Source organism: Pseudomonas sivasensis (assembly GCF_052938085.1).
Genome location: NZ_CP176442.1, coordinates 6,256,805 through 6,275,488 on the forward strand (window position 1 = coordinate 6,256,805; position 18,684 = coordinate 6,275,488).

General features: G+C 60.2%; 17 protein-coding genes. 8 read left to right on the top strand and 9 right to left on the bottom strand.

Annotated elements, in window-relative coordinates; translation table 11 throughout:
* Window positions 1-10: 10 nt before the first annotated feature.
* From ACKZ62_RS28740 to folE2, 3 genes are read right to left on the bottom strand one after another with little or no spacing between them, the layout of a single operon-like run.
* Complete coding sequence (locus tag ACKZ62_RS28740; RefSeq protein WP_122754163.1) at window positions 11-877, bottom strand: metal ABC transporter permease; 867 nt, start codon at window positions 875-877, stop codon at window positions 11-13.
* Entirely contained in the window at window positions 877-1,545 is a 669-nt protein-coding gene (locus ACKZ62_RS28745; protein WP_122681884.1) for a metal ABC transporter ATP-binding protein, read from the bottom strand. Before ACKZ62_RS28745 ends, ACKZ62_RS28740 begins: the two co-directional genes overlap by 1 nt.
* The gene (folE2, locus tag ACKZ62_RS28750) at window positions 1,542-2,432 is read right to left on the bottom strand and encodes a GTP cyclohydrolase FolE2 (RefSeq protein WP_032884495.1); all 891 of its coding nucleotides are present in this window, start codon (window positions 2,430-2,432) and stop codon (window positions 1,542-1,544) included. The genes ACKZ62_RS28745 and folE2 overlap by 4 nt, the downstream gene beginning before the upstream one ends.
* Before the next feature lie 128 nt (window positions 2,433-2,560).
* Between folE2 and ACKZ62_RS28755 the strand changes: the two genes are divergently transcribed.
* Window positions 2,561-3,772: an N-acetylmuramoyl-L-alanine amidase gene (locus ACKZ62_RS28755; RefSeq protein ID WP_447096164.1), complete on the top strand. Its 1,212-nt coding sequence runs from the start codon at window positions 2,561-2,563 to the stop codon at window positions 3,770-3,772.
* On the opposite strand, the gene ACKZ62_RS28760 is transcribed toward ACKZ62_RS28755, so the two are convergent.
* The gene (locus ACKZ62_RS28760; RefSeq protein ID WP_032884493.1) at window positions 3,769-4,137 is read right to left on the bottom strand and encodes a hypothetical protein; all 369 of its coding nucleotides are present in this window, start codon (window positions 4,135-4,137) and stop codon (window positions 3,769-3,771) included. The genes ACKZ62_RS28755 and ACKZ62_RS28760 overlap by 4 nt on opposite strands.
* A 128-nt stretch (window positions 4,138-4,265) precedes the next feature.
* Between ACKZ62_RS28760 and dksA the strand changes: the two genes are divergently transcribed.
* The 4 genes from dksA to ACKZ62_RS28780 are packed head-to-tail and all read left to right on the top strand — an operon-like array spanning window position 4,266 to window position 7,554.
* Complete coding sequence (gene dksA / locus ACKZ62_RS28765; protein ID WP_032884492.1) at window positions 4,266-4,670, top strand: RNA polymerase-binding protein DksA; 405 nt, start codon at window positions 4,266-4,268, stop codon at window positions 4,668-4,670.
* 27 nt (window positions 4,671-4,697) lie between these two features.
* Window positions 4,698-5,903 carry a zinc metallochaperone GTPase ZigA gene (gene zigA / locus ACKZ62_RS28770; RefSeq protein ID WP_095185249.1) on the top strand — a complete coding sequence of 402 codons (1,206 nt, stop codon included), beginning with the start codon at window positions 4,698-4,700 and terminating at the stop codon, window positions 5,901-5,903.
* Window positions 5,903-6,547, top strand: a complete 645-nt coding sequence (locus ACKZ62_RS28775) for a DUF1826 domain-containing protein (protein WP_260366978.1) — start codon at window positions 5,903-5,905, stop codon at window positions 6,545-6,547. Before zigA ends, ACKZ62_RS28775 begins: the two co-directional genes overlap by 1 nt.
* Before the next feature lie 44 nt (window positions 6,548-6,591).
* Window positions 6,592-7,554 (top strand): CobW family GTP-binding protein, encoded by a 963-nt coding sequence (locus tag ACKZ62_RS28780; protein WP_447096165.1) that lies wholly within the window; start codon window positions 6,592-6,594, stop codon window positions 7,552-7,554.
* Here the strand turns inward: ACKZ62_RS28780 and ACKZ62_RS28785 are convergent.
* Window positions 7,548-7,943: a DUF3301 domain-containing protein gene (locus ACKZ62_RS28785; RefSeq protein WP_032884488.1), complete on the bottom strand. Its 396-nt coding sequence runs from the start codon at window positions 7,941-7,943 to the stop codon at window positions 7,548-7,550. The two genes, ACKZ62_RS28780 and ACKZ62_RS28785, sit on opposite strands and share 7 nt — an antisense overlap.
* 117 nt (window positions 7,944-8,060) lie before the next feature.
* Here ACKZ62_RS28785 and pdxY point away from each other — a divergent pair, with 117 nt between their 5' ends.
* Complete coding sequence (gene pdxY, locus ACKZ62_RS28790; RefSeq protein ID WP_032884487.1) at window positions 8,061-8,933, top strand: pyridoxal kinase PdxY; 873 nt, start codon at window positions 8,061-8,063, stop codon at window positions 8,931-8,933.
* A 128-nt stretch (window positions 8,934-9,061) separates the two neighbouring features.
* Here pdxY and ACKZ62_RS28795 read toward each other — a convergent pair whose 3' ends face one another.
* On the bottom strand, window positions 9,062-9,547 hold the full coding sequence (locus ACKZ62_RS28795; protein WP_003177014.1) for an acyl-CoA thioesterase: 486 nt from the start codon (window positions 9,545-9,547) through the stop codon (window positions 9,062-9,064).
* A 291-nt stretch (window positions 9,548-9,838) separates the two neighbouring features.
* Between ACKZ62_RS28795 and ACKZ62_RS28800 the strand changes: the two genes are divergently transcribed.
* A complete protein-coding gene (locus ACKZ62_RS28800) occupies window positions 9,839-11,602 on the top strand; it encodes a cation:proton antiporter (RefSeq protein WP_447096166.1) in 1,764 nt (587 codons plus the stop codon).
* Between the two features lie 74 nt (window positions 11,603-11,676).
* Here the strand turns inward: ACKZ62_RS28800 and ACKZ62_RS28805 are convergent, their stop codons facing one another.
* The 3 genes from ACKZ62_RS28805 to uvrD all read right to left on the bottom strand — a co-directional run bounded on the left by ACKZ62_RS28805 (window position 11,677) and on the right by uvrD (window position 15,470).
* A complete protein-coding gene (locus ACKZ62_RS28805; RefSeq protein WP_017739032.1) occupies window positions 11,677-12,084 on the bottom strand; it encodes an SMI1/KNR4 family protein in 408 nt (135 codons plus the stop codon).
* 143 nt (window positions 12,085-12,227) lie between these two features.
* Window positions 12,228-13,097, bottom strand: coding sequence for a Tim44 domain-containing protein (locus ACKZ62_RS28810; RefSeq protein ID WP_032884485.1), 870 nt, complete (start codon window positions 13,095-13,097; stop codon window positions 12,228-12,230).
* Window positions 13,098-13,286: 189 nt separating this feature from the next.
* The gene (uvrD, locus tag ACKZ62_RS28815; RefSeq protein WP_122681891.1) at window positions 13,287-15,470 is read right to left on the bottom strand and encodes a DNA helicase II; all 2,184 of its coding nucleotides are present in this window, start codon (window positions 15,468-15,470) and stop codon (window positions 13,287-13,289) included.
* Between the two features lie 279 nt (window positions 15,471-15,749).
* Here uvrD and ACKZ62_RS28820 point away from each other — a divergent pair, with 279 nt between their 5' ends.
* Complete coding sequence (locus ACKZ62_RS28820; protein ID WP_122763996.1) at window positions 15,750-18,623, top strand: EAL domain-containing protein; 2,874 nt, start codon at window positions 15,750-15,752, stop codon at window positions 18,621-18,623.
* Window positions 18,624-18,684 lie beyond the last annotated feature (61 nt).

Consider the following 18,684-nt stretch of genomic DNA (forward strand, 5'->3'; position numbering starts at 1 on the left):
GGGAGACACCTCATTGGGATGTAAGCAGGGGCGGGCGGCGCATCAAACCGTGCACCGGACCGAATACCACGGACAGCAGGTACCCAGCGCCAGCCACCAGCACAATCGCTGGGCCGCTGGGCAGTGAGTAGTAGAACGACAACAACAAACCAAGCCATACCGACAGGCATCCCAGCACCGCCGACACCGCAATCAACACCGGCAGGCGCCGGCTCCAGAAACGTGAAGCGATGGCGGGTAACATCATCAGACCCACCACCATCAACGCGCCGATGGCCTGGAAACCGATCACCAGGTTCAGCACCACCAGGGTTAAAAACAGCCCATGGGCCAGCGGGCCAAGGCGGCTGACGGTTTGCAGGAACAGCGGGTCGAGGGTGTCCAGCAGCAGTGGTTTGTAGATCAGTCCCATGGCGATCAGGCTGAACCCGGACACCCAGAGCATTCCGGTAAGGGTGGTTGCGTCGACGGCCAAGGCAGAGCCGAACAGCAAGTGCAAAAGATCCAGGCGTTTACCGGCGAGGCCGAGGATCAGTACGCCAGCGGCAAGGGAAATGGGGTAGATGGCGGCGAGGCTGGCGTCTTCGCGCAGGCCGGTACGGCGAGTGATCCAAGCGGAGAGGCCAGCCATGCTCAGGCCGGCGCCGAGGCCACCGATGGTCAGCGCCGGCAGGCTGAGCCCGGCGAACCAGAAACCCAGCGCAGCGCCGGGCAGGATGCCGTGGGCCACGGCGTCACCGATCAGGCTCATGCGGCGCAGGATCAGGAAGACACCCAGCGGGGCAGTGCTGCACGCGAGTACAAGTCCGCCGATCAATGCGCGGCGCATAAAGACGAAGTCTAGGAAGGGCATCCATAAGTGGGCGGCGAAGTGCATCAGGCCACCTGCATCTGGGGCTGCGGGCGGATCAGCTCTTTGCTATCGCCGAACACACAACCGGTGTTTTTGATTTGCAGTACTTGCTCGGTGTGGTGGCGTACGGACGCCAAATCGTGGCAAACGATGACCAGCGTGCGGCCTTCGGCATGCCAGGCGTGGATATGTTTCCAGCACAGCGTCTGGCCGTCCTCATCGAGGGCTGCGTGGGGTTCATCGAGCAGCAACACCGGCGAATCGGCCAAACTCATGCGGGCGAGTAGGGCGCGTTGCAATTGGCCGCCGGACAACGCCATCAGCGGACGCTGTTCCAGGCCGCTGAGGCACCAGTCTTCCAGCACTGCTTGCAGGCGCTGATTGCGTTGTTGCGGGGGGAGTCGGGTGCCCCAGAAACCGGCGGCGACCAGTTCTTGCAGGCTAATGGGAAATTGGCGGTCAAGGTGTTGCTGCTGAGGCAGGAACGCTAGGCCGCCCCGGCGTGGAACATCGACGACCACCTTGCCAGCCAGCGGCTTTTGCAGGTCGGCGATGACTTTGAGCAGGCTACTTTTGCCGCAGCCATTGGGACCAATTACGCCGGTGAGGCTACCTTTTTCCAGGATGAGATCTATGGCGGGTGTGAGTGGTTGTCCGGGGGCGCCCCAGCGCAAAGCGTTGCAGGTGATCATTCAGGGTGTCTCGTCCAGCGGCTTTCAGCCACGGCATCGTGCGCGTGCAGGCTTTCGGCGTGGATCACTTTGAGGTGGAAGGCGTTGACGGCATCCGAGCGTTTCAAGGCGAGGTTCAGGCGGCGGGCGGCGTCTTCGCAGAACATTAGGTTCTGTCCGTTGGCCAGGGCGAAGGCTTGTTCGTCCGCACGTTTCACAGCGGTTTGTACGGCGGTGCCGAGTGCAGCTTCGGCGTCGTTGATGATGTCGGTCAGCGCCAGTTGCTCGCCTCGCAGGTGTACGTGCAACTGCGCGCTGCTGCGCTGGCTGTGGGGTGTGGCGACGATGCCGTCTGCGCTACCGAGCCAGGTGAGTACGTCTTCATGCTGCAACGGCGTGTCGGCGAAGTCTTCGAGAAATTGCTGCTGAATCAACTGCCTGGCCAGGGCAGCGGAACAGGGGCAAGTTGAGGAATAAGTAACGTTAATTTTTAGTTCCACGTGGAACATCTGGTTTTCCAGGCGCGCTTCGATGCTGACTGGGTAGCCTTTCCAGCCAGCTAAGGGGCTGACCAGCGCCGGGCGTTTCAACAGCAAATTCGTGTGCAGACGCAGGTAGGCGTTCTTAGATAAATCTTCATGACTGTCGAGAAAACGCTGAAGTACATTGCGCAGAAGTGCAGGCGTGAGGGGCTGCTGGTCGAGCATCTCCAGTGCCAGGTACAGGCGTGACATATGAATGCCACGGGCGGTGCCGTCATCCAGGCTCACGCCGGCATCGGCGGTGGCGGTCAGGCGCTGACCGTCGATCAGGATTGGCAGGGCGATGCCGCACATGCCGACCCAGTCGAGTGGCAAGGCTTGGCGTGAAGCCTGCGCGGCGATATCCGGCAGAGTCAGCGCGTTCATGAGCAGGTCCATCGTTGGAAATAATTCGACATGTTATAGTATAACAATAGAGTCTACGATGAATTTTCTGTCGTAGCCTTTTTTCAGTCATGTCGAGTACAGACGCTCATTTATCTGCGGTATTTGTCATGCACAGACGTCAGCTTCTCAATCTGCTCTTGGCCAGCCCCTTTTTTGTTTTGCCGTTCACGGCCCACGCCACGCAGATTCGTAACGCGCGTTTATGGCGCTCAGATGACAAGCTGCGGTTGGTGTTCGACCTCAGCGGTCCGGTGCAGTACAAGACCTTCTCCCTGACGGCGCCGGAGCGCCTGATCATCGACCTGAGCGGCGCGGCGCTCAGTGGCGACTTTTCTCAACTGGAGTTGAAGAACACCGGAATCACCTCGATTCGCTCGGGGCATTTCGGCAAATCGGATACGCGCATCGTGCTCGATCTGGCCGCACCGATGCGGCTCACCAGCTTTGTGTTGCCGCCTCAGGAGGGTCAGGGGCATCGCCTGGTGCTCGATCTCACTGGCGCCACTCAGGCGCCACGTCAGATCGCGGCTGCCCCTGCGCCTTTGGTGGCGCTAGAGGGCAAGGCGCATCCGAAGCGCGACATCATGGTGGTGGTCGACCCCGGCCACGGCGGCAAAGACCCGGGCGCTATCGGCTCCAAGGGCCAGCGCGAAAAAGACGTGGTGTTGTCCATCGCCCAACTGCTGGCCAAGCGTTTGAAGCGCGAGAAGGGCTTTGACGTGAAACTGGTGCGCAACGACGATTTCTTCGTGCCGTTGCGCAAGCGCGTGGACATCGCCCGTCAGCACAAGGCCGATATGTTTATCTCGGTGCACGCCGATGCAGCGCCGCGCCTCACCGCTTCAGGGGCGTCGGTGTATGCGCTGTCGGAGGGCGGCGCGACCTCGGCCACCGCACGCTTTATGGCCCAGCGCGAAAACGGCGCGGACCTGTTGGGCGCTACCACGTTGCTCAATCTGAAGGATAAAGACCCGATGCTGGCCGGCGTGATTCTCGACATGTCGATGAACGCCACCATCGCCTCAAGCCTGCAACTGGGCAGTTCGGTGCTCGGGAGCCTGCAAAGCATTACCAGCCTGCATCAGAAACGTGTGGAACAGGCCGCGTTTGCAGTGCTCAAGTCACCGGATGTGCCCTCGATCCTGGTGGAGACGGGCTTTATCTCCAATGCCCGAGACGCCCAGCGCTTGGTGACGGCGCGTCATCAACAGGCGGTGGCGGATGGCTTGTTCGATGGCCTGAAAAACTACTTCCAGAAGAATCCGCCGATGAACAGTTACATGGCGTGGGTGCAGGAACAAAAGAATGGTCAGGCCTAACAGCCGGTAATGCGGCTGCAGGTGAATTTGGCGCTGGCCCCGCCGGAGCTGGAGAAGCGATTGATCGTGGTCCAACCCACGCGCCGCGTGTAGCCGACCCACGCCTCCCCATCTGACGCCAAACCAGTAAAAAACGTCAGTTGCCCATAACGGCTGTTGGTCTGTGCCCAATAGCGTTTGCCGACCACCTCGAAACCGCGCAAGTACGTGGTACTGCCCTCGGTCGACACACTGTAGGCGTTGCCCAGTGGGTCGACACAGGCCAGCAGGTTGGCGCTGCGCGTGCAGTTGGCCAGCAGGCTGGGCGCTTGGGCGCAAGCAGTCCCGGCCGCTGCCAGTAACAGGGCGCACAACAGGTATTTCATAAGGTTTCTCGGGGCAGGGATGCGTTCAAGCATTGCCCTCTTTGTCGAAGCGAGCAAGGGGGGGATTGGATTATTTGTATTGTTATACTATAACATTGAAAAACAGCCTGACCCGTGAACCTCTCCCCATGACTGAACAAGACCTGCTGACCCAACCGCCTGCCGACTACATGAATGAAGCCCAGCATGGCTTCTTCCGCGAACTGTTGTTGGCTCAGCGCACTGAACTGCAAGCGCGTATCGAAGGCGAATTCCTGGTACTGCGCGAGCAGGAAACCAACAGCGACCCGGCTGACGTGGGCAGCGCCGAAGAGCAGCGCCAGTGGCAACTGCGCCTGCTGGAACGGGAGAAGAAGCTGCTGGACAAGATCGACGACGCCCTCGAACTGCTGGCCCGTGGCGAATATGGCTGGTGCCGCGAAACCGGCGAACCCATCGGCCTGCAACGTCTTCTGCTGCGTCCCACCGCCACCCTGTGTATCGAAGCCAAAGAACGTGAAGAGCTGCGCGAACGCCATAAACGGGCGATTTGACCGGCCAACCCTGATGAGGATTACCTGATGCCCAATCGTCTCCCCGTTACCGTGTTGTCCGGCTTTCTCGGCGCCGGTAAAAGCACATTGCTCAACTATGTCCTGCGCAACCGCGAAAATCTGCGCGTGGCGGTGATTGTCAACGACATGAGTGAAATCAACATCGACGGCAGCGAGGTGCAGCGTGACGTCACCCTCAACCGATCCGAAGAAAAGCTGGTGGAGATGAGCAACGGCTGTATCTGCTGCACCTTGCGTGAAGACTTGCTTGAAGAAGTCGGAAAACTCGCCAAGGAAGGTCGGTTCGATTACTTGTTGATTGAATCCACCGGTATCTCCGAACCGTTGCCGGTGGCAGAAACCTTCACCTTTCGCGATGAAAATGACCAAAGCCTGGCCGATGTTGCGCGCCTGGATACCATGGTTACCGTGGTCGATGGCATGAACTTCCTGCTCGACTACCAGGCCGCCGAAAGCCTGGCCTCACGGGGCGAAACCCTCGGGGAAGAAGACGAGCGTTCAATCACCGACCTGTTGATCGAGCAGATCGAATTCGCCGACGTCATCTTGATCAGCAAGATCGACCTGATCAGCAGCAGCGAACGTGAAGAGCTGATGGCTATCCTTGAGCGTCTCAATGCTCAGGCGGAAATCATCCCGATGGTCATGGGCGAGGTGCCGCTGCACAAGATCCTCAACACCGGCCGCTTTGACTTCGAGCGTGCGGCCCAAGCGCCAGGCTGGTTGCAGGAGCTGCGCGGTGAGCATGTACCGGAAACCGAAGAATATGGCATCGCGTCCATGGCCTATCGCGCACGCCGCCCGTTCCATCCGCAACGCTTCTTCGACTTTATCGATCGACCTTGGGTGAACGGCAAACTGCTGCGCTCAAAGGGCTTTTTCTGGCTGGCCAGCAAGCATCAGGACGCCGGTAGCTGGTCCCAGGCAGGCGGCCTGATGCGTCACGGGTTTGCCGGACGCTGGTGGCGTTTCGTACCGAAAAGCCAATGGCCACAAGACCAAGAAAGCGTCGCGGCGATTATGGGCAACTGGCAACTGAGCACCGGCGACTGCCGCCAGGAACTGGTGTTTATCGGGCAGAACATCGACTTCGCCCACATGCGCGTCGAGTTGGATGCGTGCTTGCTCACCGATGAAGAAATGGCCCTTGGCGTGGAAGGGTGGCGCCTTTTGGCTGATCCGTTTGGTCCCTGGTATGAAGAGGCAGCCTGATGCTGGCACCGGCTATCCCCCTGCGCCCCGTGATTCGCCAGACCCGCGGTGAAACCCCGCTGGCGCTGTCCGACATCCTCGAAGACGGCGTGAACCTGGCGCTGTGGCAGCGCCAGTTGCCGCTGCATATCGCTGAGTTCGGCGCCTTGCTTGTGGCACTCAACGAGCCGTTGGCTGATTCGATGGTGATCGAACTCAACAGCGAAGACGCCAAGCCGAACTTGCGAGGATTGGCGTCCAGTTGCCGCGATCTTGAAGGTTATGAAGGCTTTGTCGCCGATGTGTCGTGGCTGGTCAGTGCTTTTGCCTGTCTGCTCGGCGCCAAGCGCATAGGCGTTCGTCTGCGATTGTTGGATAAAGCCATGTGCCCGCGTTTTCACGTCGATCATGTGCCGGTGCGGCTGATCACCACCTATGCAGGTATCGGCAGCCAGTGGTTGCGTGAAGGGGTAATGGACCGGCGCAAACTCAGCCAAGCGGACGCCGAGCCCAGCGAGCGCATTGAGCAGATTCAGTGCGGTGAAGTGGCACTGCTCAAGGGCACCAAATGGCATGGCAACGAAGGCCACGGCCTGATCCACCGCTCCCCCGCGCTGAAAGCGGATGAGCGCCGATTGATTCTGACGCTGGATTGGCTCGCGTAACCGCGTAGGATCAAACGCTCTACACGGTCCGAACGATGGCACTTATGCTGCAGAACATTCCCACCCACGTGATTGCCGGGCCCCTTGGCGCTGGCAAGACCAGCCTGATCAAGCGCCTGCTCGCCCAACGCCCGGCCAACGAGCGCTGGGCGGTGCTGATTAATGAGTTTGGGCAGATCGGCCTGGATGCTGCGTTGCTGACCCAGGACGACGACGGCATTGCCTTGGGCGAGGTCGCCGGTGGCTGCCTGTGTTGTGTGAATGGCGCACCGTTCCAGGTAGGCCTGGGCCGGTTGCTGCGTAAGGCCAAGCCGGATCGGTTGTTTATCGAACCCTCGGGCCTGGGCCATCCTGCGCAGTTGCTCCAGCAGTTGCGCGAAGCGCCGTGGCAGACGGTGCTTGCGGTTCAGCCTTGTGTGCTGGTGCTGGATGCCCAAGCGCTGGCTGCGGGCAAACCCTTGCCGCCAGCGCAGCAGGAAGCGTTGGCCAGTGCCGGGCTGTTGGTGTTGAACAAGGATGAGGGGCTGGATGCTGCGCAACGCGAGGCCGTCGAACGACAGCTACCCGCCCGTGGCATTTATTGGACGCGGCAGGCGTACGTGCCGCTCGGCAAACTGCCAGGTTTGAATGCGCAGGCTGAAGAGGCTGTGGATAACGTCGAGGTGCCCAAGGGGCTGGCTCAATTGCCGGCTATCTGGAGCGATCCGGCATTGCCGATCTGCCTGAGCCAGGCCCAGGAGGGCGGTTGGAGTATCGGTTGGCGCTGGCACCCGAGCCAGAAATTCGATTCCGAGCGTCTGCACCTGTGGCTGACATCGCTTGAGTGGCGCCGCGCCAAACTGGTTATCCACAGCCGTGATGGGTGGATCTCGGCCAACGGTGTGGATAACAGCCCGCTCGCCTGGCACCCCAGCGAATGGCGCCGCGACTCACGTATCGAATTGATCTTCAGCACACCACAGGATATGGCTGCATTGCAGGCCGCGCTGACTGCCTGCCGTTACTGACGGTTTTTAGTCGCATGGTTCTGACGCCATTGGCTCAGCTCAATGACTTCAGCACTGGGCAGCGCTTCCTTGGCCTCGAACGGGTAGGGCGCCAGTTCGATCTGCGCGCTATGGGCGCCAAACTGCGTGATGGTCCCGCTGTGACGGGTCTCGCCCGTGACGGTGAACTCGAAATTATAGATACGCGCCAGACGCCGCCGGCCATTGGCGTCCTTCACAAAACCGATGCGTTTCAACGCTACGGCACCGTCGAGCAATTCGATATCGAGCTTGGCGCAATGCTGCTTCACCCGCGCGAGCGCCCGTTCGCGCAGGCCGTGGTTGTGCCAAACCCAGGCGGCGCCGGTCGCCAGCAGCATCAACACGAAGATGTTTCCCAGGGTCAGCATGCGAAAAACTCCAACAAAGTGAGAGCAGCTTAACTGTGTCGCTGGCCTGTCGTACAGGCTGTGTTTAGTCGCATACTGCGCGGCCAGAATTTCAATGGCTTTACGGAAATCCCCTGCATGAAACGCACACCTCATCTGCTTGCGATCCAGTCTCATGTGGTCTTTGGCCACGCCGGAAACAGCGCCGCCGTGTTCCCCATGCAGCGGGTCGGGGTGAACGTCTGGCCGCTTAACACTGTGCAGTTCTCCAACCACACCCAGTATGGCCAGTGGGCGGGCGAAGTGTTGGCGCCGCAGCAAATTCCGGCGTTGGTGGAAGGGATTGCCGCCATCGGTGAGTTGGGCAACTGTGATGCGGTGCTGTCCGGCTATCTGGGCAGCGCGGCTCAGGGCCGGGCGATTCTCACCGGTGTGGCGCGTATTAAAGCGATCAATCCCAAGGCCTTGTACCTGTGCGACCCGGTGATGGGTCATCCTGAAAAAGGCTGCATCGTGCCCCAGGAAGTCAGCGATTTCCTGCTCGATGAAGCCGTCGCCATGGCCGACTTCCTGTGCCCCAACCAACTGGAATTGGACAGCTTTGCCGGGCGCAAACCGCAATCGCTGTTCGATTGTCTGGCTATGGCCAAGGCGTTGCTGGCTCGCGGGCCTAAAGCCGTGCTGGTCAAACACTTGGATTACCCGGGCAAGTTGCCGGACGGTTTCGAGATGCTGCTGGTGACCGCCGACGGCAGCTGGCACCTGCGTCGACCGCTGCTGGCGTTCCCGCGCCAACCGGTGGGCGTGGGCGACCTGACCTCGGGGTTGTTCCTGGCGCGGGTGTTGTTAGGCGACAGCCTGCTGGCCGCGTTTGAATTCACCGCAGCGGCCGTGCACGAAGTGCTGCTGGAAACCCAGGCTTGCGCCAGTTACGAGTTGGAGTTGGTGCGGGCCCAGGATCGCATTGCCCACCCACGTGTGCGCTTTGAAGCCACCCCGATCGGATTGTAAGTACACAACACCCAATGTAGGAGGGGGCTTGCTCCCGATGGCGGTGTATCAGCTACCTAAGTAATGGCTGACCCACTGCAATCGGGGGCAAGCCCCCCACATTTTTGATCGGGTTTGCGGCTTGGGACTTACAGCGCGTCTGCCTTGATTTCCTGGTAGCGCTTCTCCAGCTCCTGGCGAATCTGCCGGCGTTGCTGGGCCTGCACGAACCGGCGCTTGTCTTCACTGTTATGGGGTTGCAGCGGTGGTACGGCAGCGGGTTTACGCTGGTCGTCCACCGCCACCATGGTGAAGAAGCAGCTGTTGGTATGACGCACCGAGCGCTCGCGGATGTTCTCGGTCACCACCTTGATGCCCACTTCCATCGACGTATTGCCGGTGTAGTTGACCGATGCAAGGAACGTCACCAATTCGCCGACATGGATCGGTTCGCGAAAAATCACCTGATCCACCGACAACGTCACCACATAGCGACCGGCATAACGGCTCGCACAGGCGTAGGCCACTTCGTCGAGGTACTTGAGCAGGGTGCCGCCGTGGACATTGCCTGAGAAGTTGGCCATGTCAGGGGTCATCAATACCGTCATCGACAGCTGGGCGTTTCCGGGTTCCATAACACACTCACGGGTTGTAGGCATTGGTTGGGGTGCACCTCTGCGGGTGCTGGAATCTTTGCAGCGCCATCCCTTACGGGACGCCGGTGGGCGGCTTGCCGTCACGCCTGCACCGATCTGTTTCCATATATTGCACCGGCTTTCTGCTGGAAGTCGCGGTGTTAACCTTCAAAAGCCCATGTCAGGGCATTTCTTACGATCAAGGCAGACTTTTCCTTCCGCACTTTGCGCATTTTCATGTGCGTGGGCGGAAGTGGGAAAAGCGCCAGTACCCTCAAGGAGCCCCTCGCCATGCACGCCATCAGCTTTATCCAGGACTTGGCCGTGATCATGCTGGTGGCAGGGGGGGTCACCATCCTGTTTCACCGCCTCAAGCAGCCGGTGGTGCTGGGTTACATCGTCGCCGGCTTCATCATCGGCCCCCACACGCCGCCGTTCGGTCTGATCCACGACGAAGACACCATCAAGACCCTCGCCGAGCTGGGGGTGATCTTCCTGATGTTCTGCCTGGGCCTGGAGTTCAGCCTGCGCAAGTTGTTCAAGGTGGGCGCGACGGCGTTTATCGCAGCCTTCCTGGAAATCATCCTGATGATCTGGATCGGCTACGAAATCGGCCGCTGGTTCGACTGGAACACCATGGACTCACTCTTCCTCGGCGCGATCCTGGCGATTTCCTCGACCACCATCATCGTCAAGGCCCTCAATGACCTGAAAATGAAGAACCAGCGTTTTGCCCAGCTGATTTTCGGCGTGTTGATCGTTGAAGACATCCTTGGCATCGGCATCATCGCCTTGCTGTCGAGCATCGCCGTCAGCGGCACCGTGAGCTCCGGCGAGGTGTTCTCCACCGTCGGCAAGCTCTCGCTGTTCATGATCGTCGCCTTGGTGATTGGCATCTTGCTGGTGCCGCGTCTGCTGGCTTACGTAGCTAAGTTCGAAAGCAATGAGATGCTGCTGATCACCGTATTGGGCCTGTGCTTCGGCTTTTGCCTACTGGTGGTCAAGCTGGAATACAGCATGGTGCTGGGGGCATTCCTTATCGGCGCGATCATGGCCGAGTCCAAGCAGTTGATTAAGATAGAACGCCTGATCGAGCCGGTTCGCGACATGTTCAGCGCCATCTTTTTTGTGGCGATTGGCTTGATGATTGACCCGCAGATCCTGCTGCAATATGCCTGGCCAATCGCGGTAATCACCGTGGCCGTGGTGCTGGGCAAGATGCTGTCCTGCGGCCTGGGCGCATTTATCGCCGGTAATGACGGCCGCACCTCACTGCGCGTGGGCATGGGGCTGTCACAGATTGGCGAGTTCTCCTTCATTATCGCCGCGCTGGGCATGACCTTGCAGGTAACCAGCGACTTCCTGTATCCGGTGGCGGTGGCGGTTTCGGCGATCACTACACTGCTCACGCCCTACCTGATTCGCGGTGCTGATCCCCTGTCGCTGAAGATTGCGGCAGTGATGCCCAAGCGCATGAGTCGGGTCTTCGGGATGTACGGCGAGTGGTTGCGCAGCATTCAGCCTCAGGGCGAGGGCGCGATGCTGGCGTCGATGATCCGCAAGATCATCCTGCAAGTAGGGGTGAACCTCGCGCTGGTGATCGCGATCTTCTTCGCTGGCAGCTTTTTTGCGGTGCGCATTGGTGGGTATCTGGAGGGTTGGATCAGTGATCCGAGCTGGCAGAAGGCGTTGATCTGGGGAGGGGCGTTGTTGTTGTCGCTGCCGTTCTTGATAGCGGCTTACCGCAAGCTCAAGGCGCTGTCGATGCTGCTGGCAGAAATGAGCGTGAAGCCGGAAATGGCCGGGCGACATACCCAGCGTGTGCGAAGGGTAATCTCGGAGCTGATCCCGATTCTGTCGCTGCTGGTGATCTTTCTGCTATTGGCAGCCTTGTCGGCCAGCATTTTGCCGACCAACAAGTTGCTGGTGCTGATTGCAGTAGTCGCGGCGGCGGTAGCGGCCGTTCTGTGGCGCTGGTTCATTCGCGTGCATACGCGGATGCAGGTGGCCTTGCTGGAGACTCTGGATAATCACAAGGACACGTCGGAGCACTAAGGTGCTGCGGTGCATTCGCTTGTGGCGAGCGAGCTTGCTCGCCACAAAAACCGGTCCGCCACGGGTGACAGGACTCAGCTTTCCAGCCAAACATCCCGCGCCCAGTGCCAAACCGATTCCCACGTCTCTTCAGTGACGAGTTCTTCTTCGCCGGACCACAGCACCACGGTGCCGTCTTCTTCAACGCAGTAGTAGTCGTCGCCATCCTGGCAGATCGGGATCATGCTGCGGTCAACGCCGGCATCCCAGGCGTTGGCTGCCACATCCGGCAGGTACGTGTGGGATTGCGGGTCGGTGACGGTCACCGGTTCCAGGCTGCCGTACACCACATCGCTGACGGTCAGCAGGAATTCACGGAAGACAAACGGGATGTCGATGAACAGTTGTTCTTCGATTTCCACCAGTTGATCTTCGTCAGGCAGTTCCAGAGGAACCGGGACCGGTTCGTTGGCTTCACGCAATTGTTCGATGATTTCTTCCACGGCCGGGATCCTCTTGCTAGATGGCGCGGTTTATAGGGGCGTTTTATACAGTAGCTCGCTATAAGTGCAACCGTGAAATAGAAAACCCCGGACATGAGACATGTCCGGGGTTTTTCGTTACGGCGTGCTCAAGCGCGTGGGTATCAGCCGTTTTGGCGAATACCGGCGACCAGCCATGGCTGGTTCTCGCCTTGAGGGCGTTCCATGTTCCAGCTTTCGCTGAACACTTCGCCCTGGTCGAAACGCGAGGTCTTCGACACACCGCTGAAGGTCAGGGTAGCGATGGTCTTGTCGGCGCGATCATCCACACCGTCCAACTGAACGCGCAGGTCGTCAATGTAGGTCGACTGGAACGCGTCGCCGATCTCGGCACGTTCGCGTTTGAGGAACTCCAGCAGTTGCGGGGTCACGAACTCGGCGATCTTGTCCATTTCGTTGGCGTCCCAGTGTTGCTGCAGGGACTGGAAGTGGCTGCGGGCCGCTTCGACGAAGCGCTCTTCATTGAACCAGGCCGGTGCGTTGATCACCGGACGGGCCGCAGCAGGCGCTGCCGAACCACCAAAGATCGAGCCCATGGCTGGTTTCTGCTCGAACACTTCACGCTGCATTGGCGCGCCGGCTGGAGCCAGGTGCTCCTGCTGCTTGCGGCGACGGGCGGCGATAAAGCGGAAGACCAGGAAGGCGATGACGGCCATGATCAGGATGTCGAAGATCTGCATGCCCTCGAAGCCGCCGCCCATGAACATGGAGGCGAGCAGGCCACCGGCCGCGATACCGGCCAGAGGGCCAAGCCAGCGTGAAGCACCGCCAGCCTTGGCTGCGGCGCCAGCAGCACCGGCTGCGCCTGCGGAAGCGGCAGCACCGCCTGCACCGGCGGATGGAGCCATTTGGCTGGTCTGGTGAGTCGGTGCCGCACCCGAGCTTTTGCCGCCACCGAAGCGTTTGGCGTTGGCGTCGAGGCTCATCGTCAGGCCGATGCACAACGCCATGGCGATGCTAAGAAAACGTTTCATAAAGGGAATTCCCATTTGTGGATTGCACGCGCGCCATGTTGCACAGGTGTAGTGGCAGTGGCTAGCGGCATAATGTTTCGGGCTTTTGCGTAAGACCGATTCCGAAGGATCTGTAGGACTGATTACTGATATTGGCCCGCGCTCGTTGAATACAAGGGCGGGCCAATAAGCTTCATGTAGGCAAATGTTTCAGACTGCTTCGAGCTTCGCGTAACCCATCATCAGCCATTTGCTGCCTTCGGCGAAGTTCACCTGCACTCGTGCCTGGGCGCCAGCGCCTTCGAAATTGAGGATCACGCCCTCACCGAAGACCGCATGCCTGACCTGCTGGCCCAAGCTGAACGGAGTTTCCGGAATCTCGGAACCGGCAAACATACTGCTGGAGTTCTGCTGTTGGCCGCCACCGAACGGGCGGCTGACGCTGTTGGACAGGCGAACTTCCTGAATCAGGCCCTTCGGTACTTCACGTACGAAGCGCGACACCTTGTTGTAGGTCTCGCTGCCGTACAGGCGTCGGGTCTCGGCGTAGGTCATGACCAGGTTCTGCATCGCCCGAGTGATACCCACGTAGGCCAGGCGACGTTCTTCTTCAAGACGGCCGGGCTCTTCCAGGCTCATCTTGTGGGGGAACAGGCCTTCTTCCATGCCCACCAGGAACACGTACGGGAATTCCAGGCCCTTGGCGCTGTGCAAGGTCATCAGCTGGATGCTGTCTTCATGCTCATCGGCCTGGGTATCACCGGCTTCCAGCGAGGCGTGGCCGAGGAATGCTGCGAGTGGAGTCAGCTCTTCGTCTTCTTCGGTGTTTTCGAACGCGCGGGCTGCGCTGACCAGTTCCTCAAGGTTTTCTACTCGGGCCTGGCCTTTTTCGCCTTTTTCCGCTTCGTGATAGGCGATCAGTCCGGACTGCTCGATCACGGTCTGGGTCATCAAGTGCAGGGGCATTTCCAGGCACTTGGCGGCCAGATTCTCGATCAGCTCTACAAACACGCCCAGCGCACCCGCTGCCCGCCCGGTCAGGCCTTTGTTGGCGATCAGCAAGCGCATGGCTTCCCACATCGACACGTCGGCGTGGCGCGCGTGGTCGCGGATTGCTTCGACGGTTTTTTCGCCGATACCGCGGGCCGGGATATTGATCACCCGCTCCAGCGCCGCATCATTGCCGCGACCTTCCAGCAAGCGCAGGTAGGCCATGGCGTTCTTGATTTCCGCACGCTCGAAGAAGCGCTGACCGCCATAGATGCGGTACGGGATGCGTTCGCGCAGCAAGGCTTCTTCCAATACCCGCGATTGGGCGTTGGAGCGGTACAGAATCGCGATATCGCTACGTGCCAGGCCGGTTTTCAGGGCGCTTTCAATGGTTTCCACCACGTAGCGCGCTTCATCGTGCTCATTGAAGGCGGCGTACAGGTTGATCGCTTCGCCTTCGCCGCCGTCGGTCCACAGCTCTTTGCCCAGGCGTCCGGTATTGTTGGCGATCAAGGCGTTGGCGGCCTTGAGGATGCCAGCGGTAGAACGGTAGTTCTGCTCCAGACGGATAGTGTCCGCGTCCGGGAAGTCTTCGGAATACTGGTAGATGTTCTCGATTTTCGCGCCACGCCAGCCGTAGATGGACTGGTCGTCGTCACCCACTACCATCAGGCTGTCGCCGCCCTTGGCCAGCAGGCGCAACCAGGCGTACTGCACGGCGTTGGTGTCCTGGAACTCATCCACCAGAATGTGGCGGAAGCGTTTCTGGTAATGGGCCAGCAAGCCGGGGTTGTCGCGCCACAGGTCGAGGGCGCGCAGCAGCAGTTCGGAGAAGTCGATCACGCCGGCACGTGCGCAAGCAGCCTCATAGGCTTCATAAATGCTGCGCATGGTGGCCAGGAAAAGATCGCCGCTGGCTTGAATATGTTGCGGGCGCAGGCCTTCGTCTTTCTGGCCGTTGATAAACCACTGCGCCTGGCGCACGGGCCAACGCTGTTCGTCGAGGCCGAGTTCGCGGATCACGCGCTTGACCAGGCGTTGCTGGTCGTCGCTGTCAAGGATCTGGAAGGTCTGGGCGAGGCCAGCTTCCTGCCAATGGGCCCGCAACAGGCGGTGCGCAAGGCCGTGGAAGGTGCCGACCCACATGCCGGCCGGGCTGATGCCCATCAACTGTTCGATGCGATGGCGCATCTCGGCAGCGGCCTTGTTGGTGAACGTCACCGACAGGATTGAGTGCGGAGACGCGTTTTCGACCTGGATCAACCAGGCGATACGGTGCACCAGCACTCGGGTTTTACCGGAGCCAGCACCGGCCAGGACCAACTGACGGCCAACGGGGGCCGCTACGGCCTGGCGTTGGGCATCGTTGAGGGAGTTCAGCAAAAGAGAGAGATCATCGCGCATCGGCGCATTCTAGGGTGCTGGGGGGAGTCGGGCAAATCCCAATGCCGGGTGGTCGATGGAAAATATTCAACGTGATCCGGGCCGGCTCAATATTCTGCTCAGGGTGATGACCGGTCGGTCAATGCCCACAGCCCGCGCCGGGTCTCGCTGAAGCCGTCTGGCACCGAGCTTTGCGGCGTGTGACCACGCAGTTTTTATGACGTGGAGCAGTTTGGCCCAAGCGTTTGCTTGTGTATGCTCCGTCCACGTTTCGGGCTCACCATTATAAGAACACTGCCTATGACCCTCAGCACCGACCTGCCTGGCCCCTCGATGGCGCCTGCGCAGGTTATCCGTAAACACTACGCCACTGAGATGGCGGTCGAGCGCACTCGCCTGTTGTATCAAGGTTCGCTGCTGCCGACCCTATTAATGTTGGTGAACGGCCTGGTATGCGCCTGGCTGCTGTGGAACCCCAAACAATACCTGCTCGACAGCATCTGGCTGGTGTGGCTCCTCGCCCTGGTGGCCATGCGCGTGATCCAGGTAGCGGCGTTTGATTCGGCGATGCCCAGCCGACAGGCGCAGCCGGTGTGGCGGCGCATGTTCATGCTCGGTTCGGCGGTCAGTGGCCTGACGCTGGCCACTGCGGCCATCGCCCTGGCGCCGGTTAACAGCTTCATGCAGCAAGCCTGGGTGTTCGGCCTGATCGGCGCGGCGACATTATCGGCCAGCGTGGCCTACGCCGTGAGCCTGCCGGCGTTTCTATCCTTCGCTGTGCCGTGCCTGGTGCCGTCTATTGTCTACCTGTTATGGGATGGTAGCCCGCAGCAACAAGGTTGGGGTGTGCTCGGCCTGATCCTGCTGGTGTCGCTGAACCTGGTGGCCTGGCAGGTCAACCGCCTGATCCAGCGTGAACTCCTGCGGCGTTTCCAGAACCAGGCGCTGATCGAGCATCTCCAGCAGGCGCAGCAGCGCAGCGAACAGTTGAATCAGGATTTGGTGCGTGAAGTCGAGCAGCGCCGTCAGGTCGAGCAAGAGCTGCGCGAAGCCCAGATCGGCCTGCAGGACCGTGTGGCGCAACGTAGCCAGGAGTTGGACGTCGCCAGCCTGGCCCTGAATAAAAGTGAAGCGCGTCTGGCCATGGCGTTGCAAGCCAGCGAACTGGGCTTGTGGGACTGGAACCTGCAAACCGACGAAGTCCACCACACCCAGCTCAAAGAGCTGTTCGGCCTGGAGCCGGAGTACGTCACGGCCATGCTCGGCCACCTCAAACCGCGCTTGCACCCGGATGACTTACCGTTGCTCAAACGCGCGTTGGTGGAGCACCTCAAGGGGCGCACCGAGGATTACCAGGTGGAATACCGCGTGCGCCATGGCGATGGTCACTGGGTATGGATCGAAGACCGTGGCCGCGCGGTGGAGCGCGCTGCGAGCGGGCGAGTAATTCGAATGCTCGGTACGCGGCGCGACATCAGTGCCGGCAAGGCGCTCGAAGAACAACAGCGGCTGGCCTCGACGGTGTTCGAAGCCGCCAGCGAAGGCATCGTGATCCTCGACCCGGATTACGCGCTGATCGCAGTCAACCAGGCCTTCAGTCGCGTCACCGGTTTTGACATTGATGACATGCTCGGTCGCAACGTGGTGGAGCTACCCAGCAGCCGCGATGCCCGACGCCACTTCCCGGTGATCCGCCAAGCTTTGCTCAGTCACGGCACCTGGCAGGGCGAACTGGTGGAAACACGCAAGAACGGCGAGCTTTACCCGCAGTGGCTGCAATTAAATGTTGTGCGTGATGTTCGTGGGAAAGTCAGTCACATCGTGGGCTTCTTCGCTGATCTGTCGGCGCGGCGCGAGTCCGAGGAGCGCATGCGCTATCTCACTCACTACGATGAATTGACCGGACTGGCCAACCGCTCGCTGTTCCGCGAACGGCTGCGCGAAGCCCACCAGCGCGTGCGCCAGGGCGGGCGCAGTCTGGCGTTGCTGCATATCAACCTAGATCGCTTCAAGCTGCTCAATGACAGCTTGGGCCATGAGGTGGCCGATCAGTTGCTGCAAAAGATGGCCCGCCGGTTGATCAACGCCTTGCCCGAAGCCGACACCATTGCACGCCTGTCCGGCGATGAGTTCGCTGTCTTGTTTGACGCCTACGGTAGCTTGTCGAGCCTGGCGCGGGTGGCCACGCGGCTGCTGGCCAAGCTGCGAGTGCCGGTGACGGTGGAGGGGCATGAGCTGGTGGTTAGCGCTTCGATGGGCGTGAGTTTGCTGCCGGACAATGCGCGTGAAATTTCCGAGCTGGTCAACCAATCGAATATGGCCATGCAACACGCCAAGCACCTGGGCGGCAACAACTTCCAGTTCTACACCGACAGCCTGCAAGGCAGCACCCTTGAGCGCCTGCAGTTGGAAAACCATCTGCGTAAAGCCATCGAGGAGCGCCAGCTTTCGGTGTTCTACCAGCCGAAACTGTGCCTGGCCACCGGTAGGCTCAATGCTGCTGAAGCGTTGGTGCGTTGGGAGCATCCACAATGGGGCATGGTGCCGCCCTGCGACTTTATCGGCCTGGCCGAAGAAACGGGCCTTATCGTGCCGCTGGGCGAATTCGTGTTGCGCGAGGCTTGCTGGCAAGCCTGTGAATGGCAGCGCCAGGGGTTGGCTTCGATTCGGGTGTCGGTGAATCTCTCGGTTCACCAATTGCGCCAGGGCAAGCTGGTCAGCCTGGTGCGCCAAGTATTGGAAGAAACCGGCCTGGACCCGCAATACCTGGAGCTGGAACTGACTGAGAGCCAACTGCTCGACAGCGTTGAACACATCATCGCCACTTTCCAGCAACTGCGTGACCTGGGGGTGAAGCTTGCCATCGATGACTTTGGCACGGGTTACTCGTCCCTCAGCTACCTCAAGCGCATCCCTGTGGACTACGTGAAAATCGACCAGACCTTTATCCGTGGGCTTGGACAGGGGCGCGAGGATGCGGCCATCACCCGAGCGATTATCGCCATGGCCCACGGCTTGGCGCTCAAGGTCGTGGCCGAAGGCGTGGAAGATCAGCAGCAGCTGGATTTCCTGCGGGCGGAGCGTTGCGACGAAGTGCAGGGGTATTTGATCAGCCGGCCGATGCAGGCTGACGGGTTGGCAGAATTGTTACGGAAAAATGCAGATTATCCTTAGCGACGCCAAGGGCGCCGGAGTGGCTACAAAGCTCCTGGCCTTTGAATATGAGGGTGGCAGG

Excerpts from the sequence above, each read along its gene's own strand:
- ACKZ62_RS28740 (WP_122754163.1), bottom strand. The coding sequence starts at position 877 with ATGCACTTCGCCGCCCACTTATGGATGCCCTTCCTAGACTTCGTCTTT.
- ACKZ62_RS28745 (WP_122681884.1), bottom strand. The coding sequence starts at position 1,545 with ATGATCACCTGCAACGCTTTGCGCTGGGGCGCCCCCGGACAACCACTC.
- folE2 (WP_032884495.1), bottom strand. The coding sequence starts at position 2,432 with ATGAACGCGCTGACTCTGCCGGATATCGCCGCGCAGGCTTCACGCCAA.
- ACKZ62_RS28755 (WP_447096164.1), top strand. The coding sequence starts at position 2,561 with ATGCACAGACGTCAGCTTCTCAATCTGCTCTTGGCCAGCCCCTTTTTT.
- ACKZ62_RS28760 (WP_032884493.1), bottom strand. The coding sequence starts at position 4,137 with ATGAAATACCTGTTGTGCGCCCTGTTACTGGCAGCGGCCGGGACTGCT.
- dksA (WP_032884492.1), top strand. The coding sequence starts at position 4,266 with ATGACTGAACAAGACCTGCTGACCCAACCGCCTGCCGACTACATGAAT.
- zigA (WP_095185249.1), top strand. The coding sequence starts at position 4,698 with ATGCCCAATCGTCTCCCCGTTACCGTGTTGTCCGGCTTTCTCGGCGCC.
- ACKZ62_RS28775 (WP_260366978.1), top strand. The coding sequence starts at position 5,903 with ATGCTGGCACCGGCTATCCCCCTGCGCCCCGTGATTCGCCAGACCCGC.
- ACKZ62_RS28780 (WP_447096165.1), top strand. The coding sequence starts at position 6,592 with ATGCTGCAGAACATTCCCACCCACGTGATTGCCGGGCCCCTTGGCGCT.
- ACKZ62_RS28785 (WP_032884488.1), bottom strand. The coding sequence starts at position 7,943 with ATGCTGACCCTGGGAAACATCTTCGTGTTGATGCTGCTGGCGACCGGC.
- pdxY (WP_032884487.1), top strand. The coding sequence starts at position 8,061 with ATGAAACGCACACCTCATCTGCTTGCGATCCAGTCTCATGTGGTCTTT.
- ACKZ62_RS28795 (WP_003177014.1), bottom strand. The coding sequence starts at position 9,547 with ATGGAACCCGGAAACGCCCAGCTGTCGATGACGGTATTGATGACCCCT.
- ACKZ62_RS28800 (WP_447096166.1), top strand. The coding sequence starts at position 9,839 with ATGCACGCCATCAGCTTTATCCAGGACTTGGCCGTGATCATGCTGGTG.
- ACKZ62_RS28810 (WP_032884485.1), bottom strand. The coding sequence starts at position 13,097 with ATGAAACGTTTTCTTAGCATCGCCATGGCGTTGTGCATCGGCCTGACG.
- uvrD (WP_122681891.1), bottom strand. The coding sequence starts at position 15,470 with ATGCGCGATGATCTCTCTCTTTTGCTGAACTCCCTCAACGATGCCCAA.
- ACKZ62_RS28820 (WP_122763996.1), top strand. The coding sequence starts at position 15,750 with ATGACCCTCAGCACCGACCTGCCTGGCCCCTCGATGGCGCCTGCGCAG.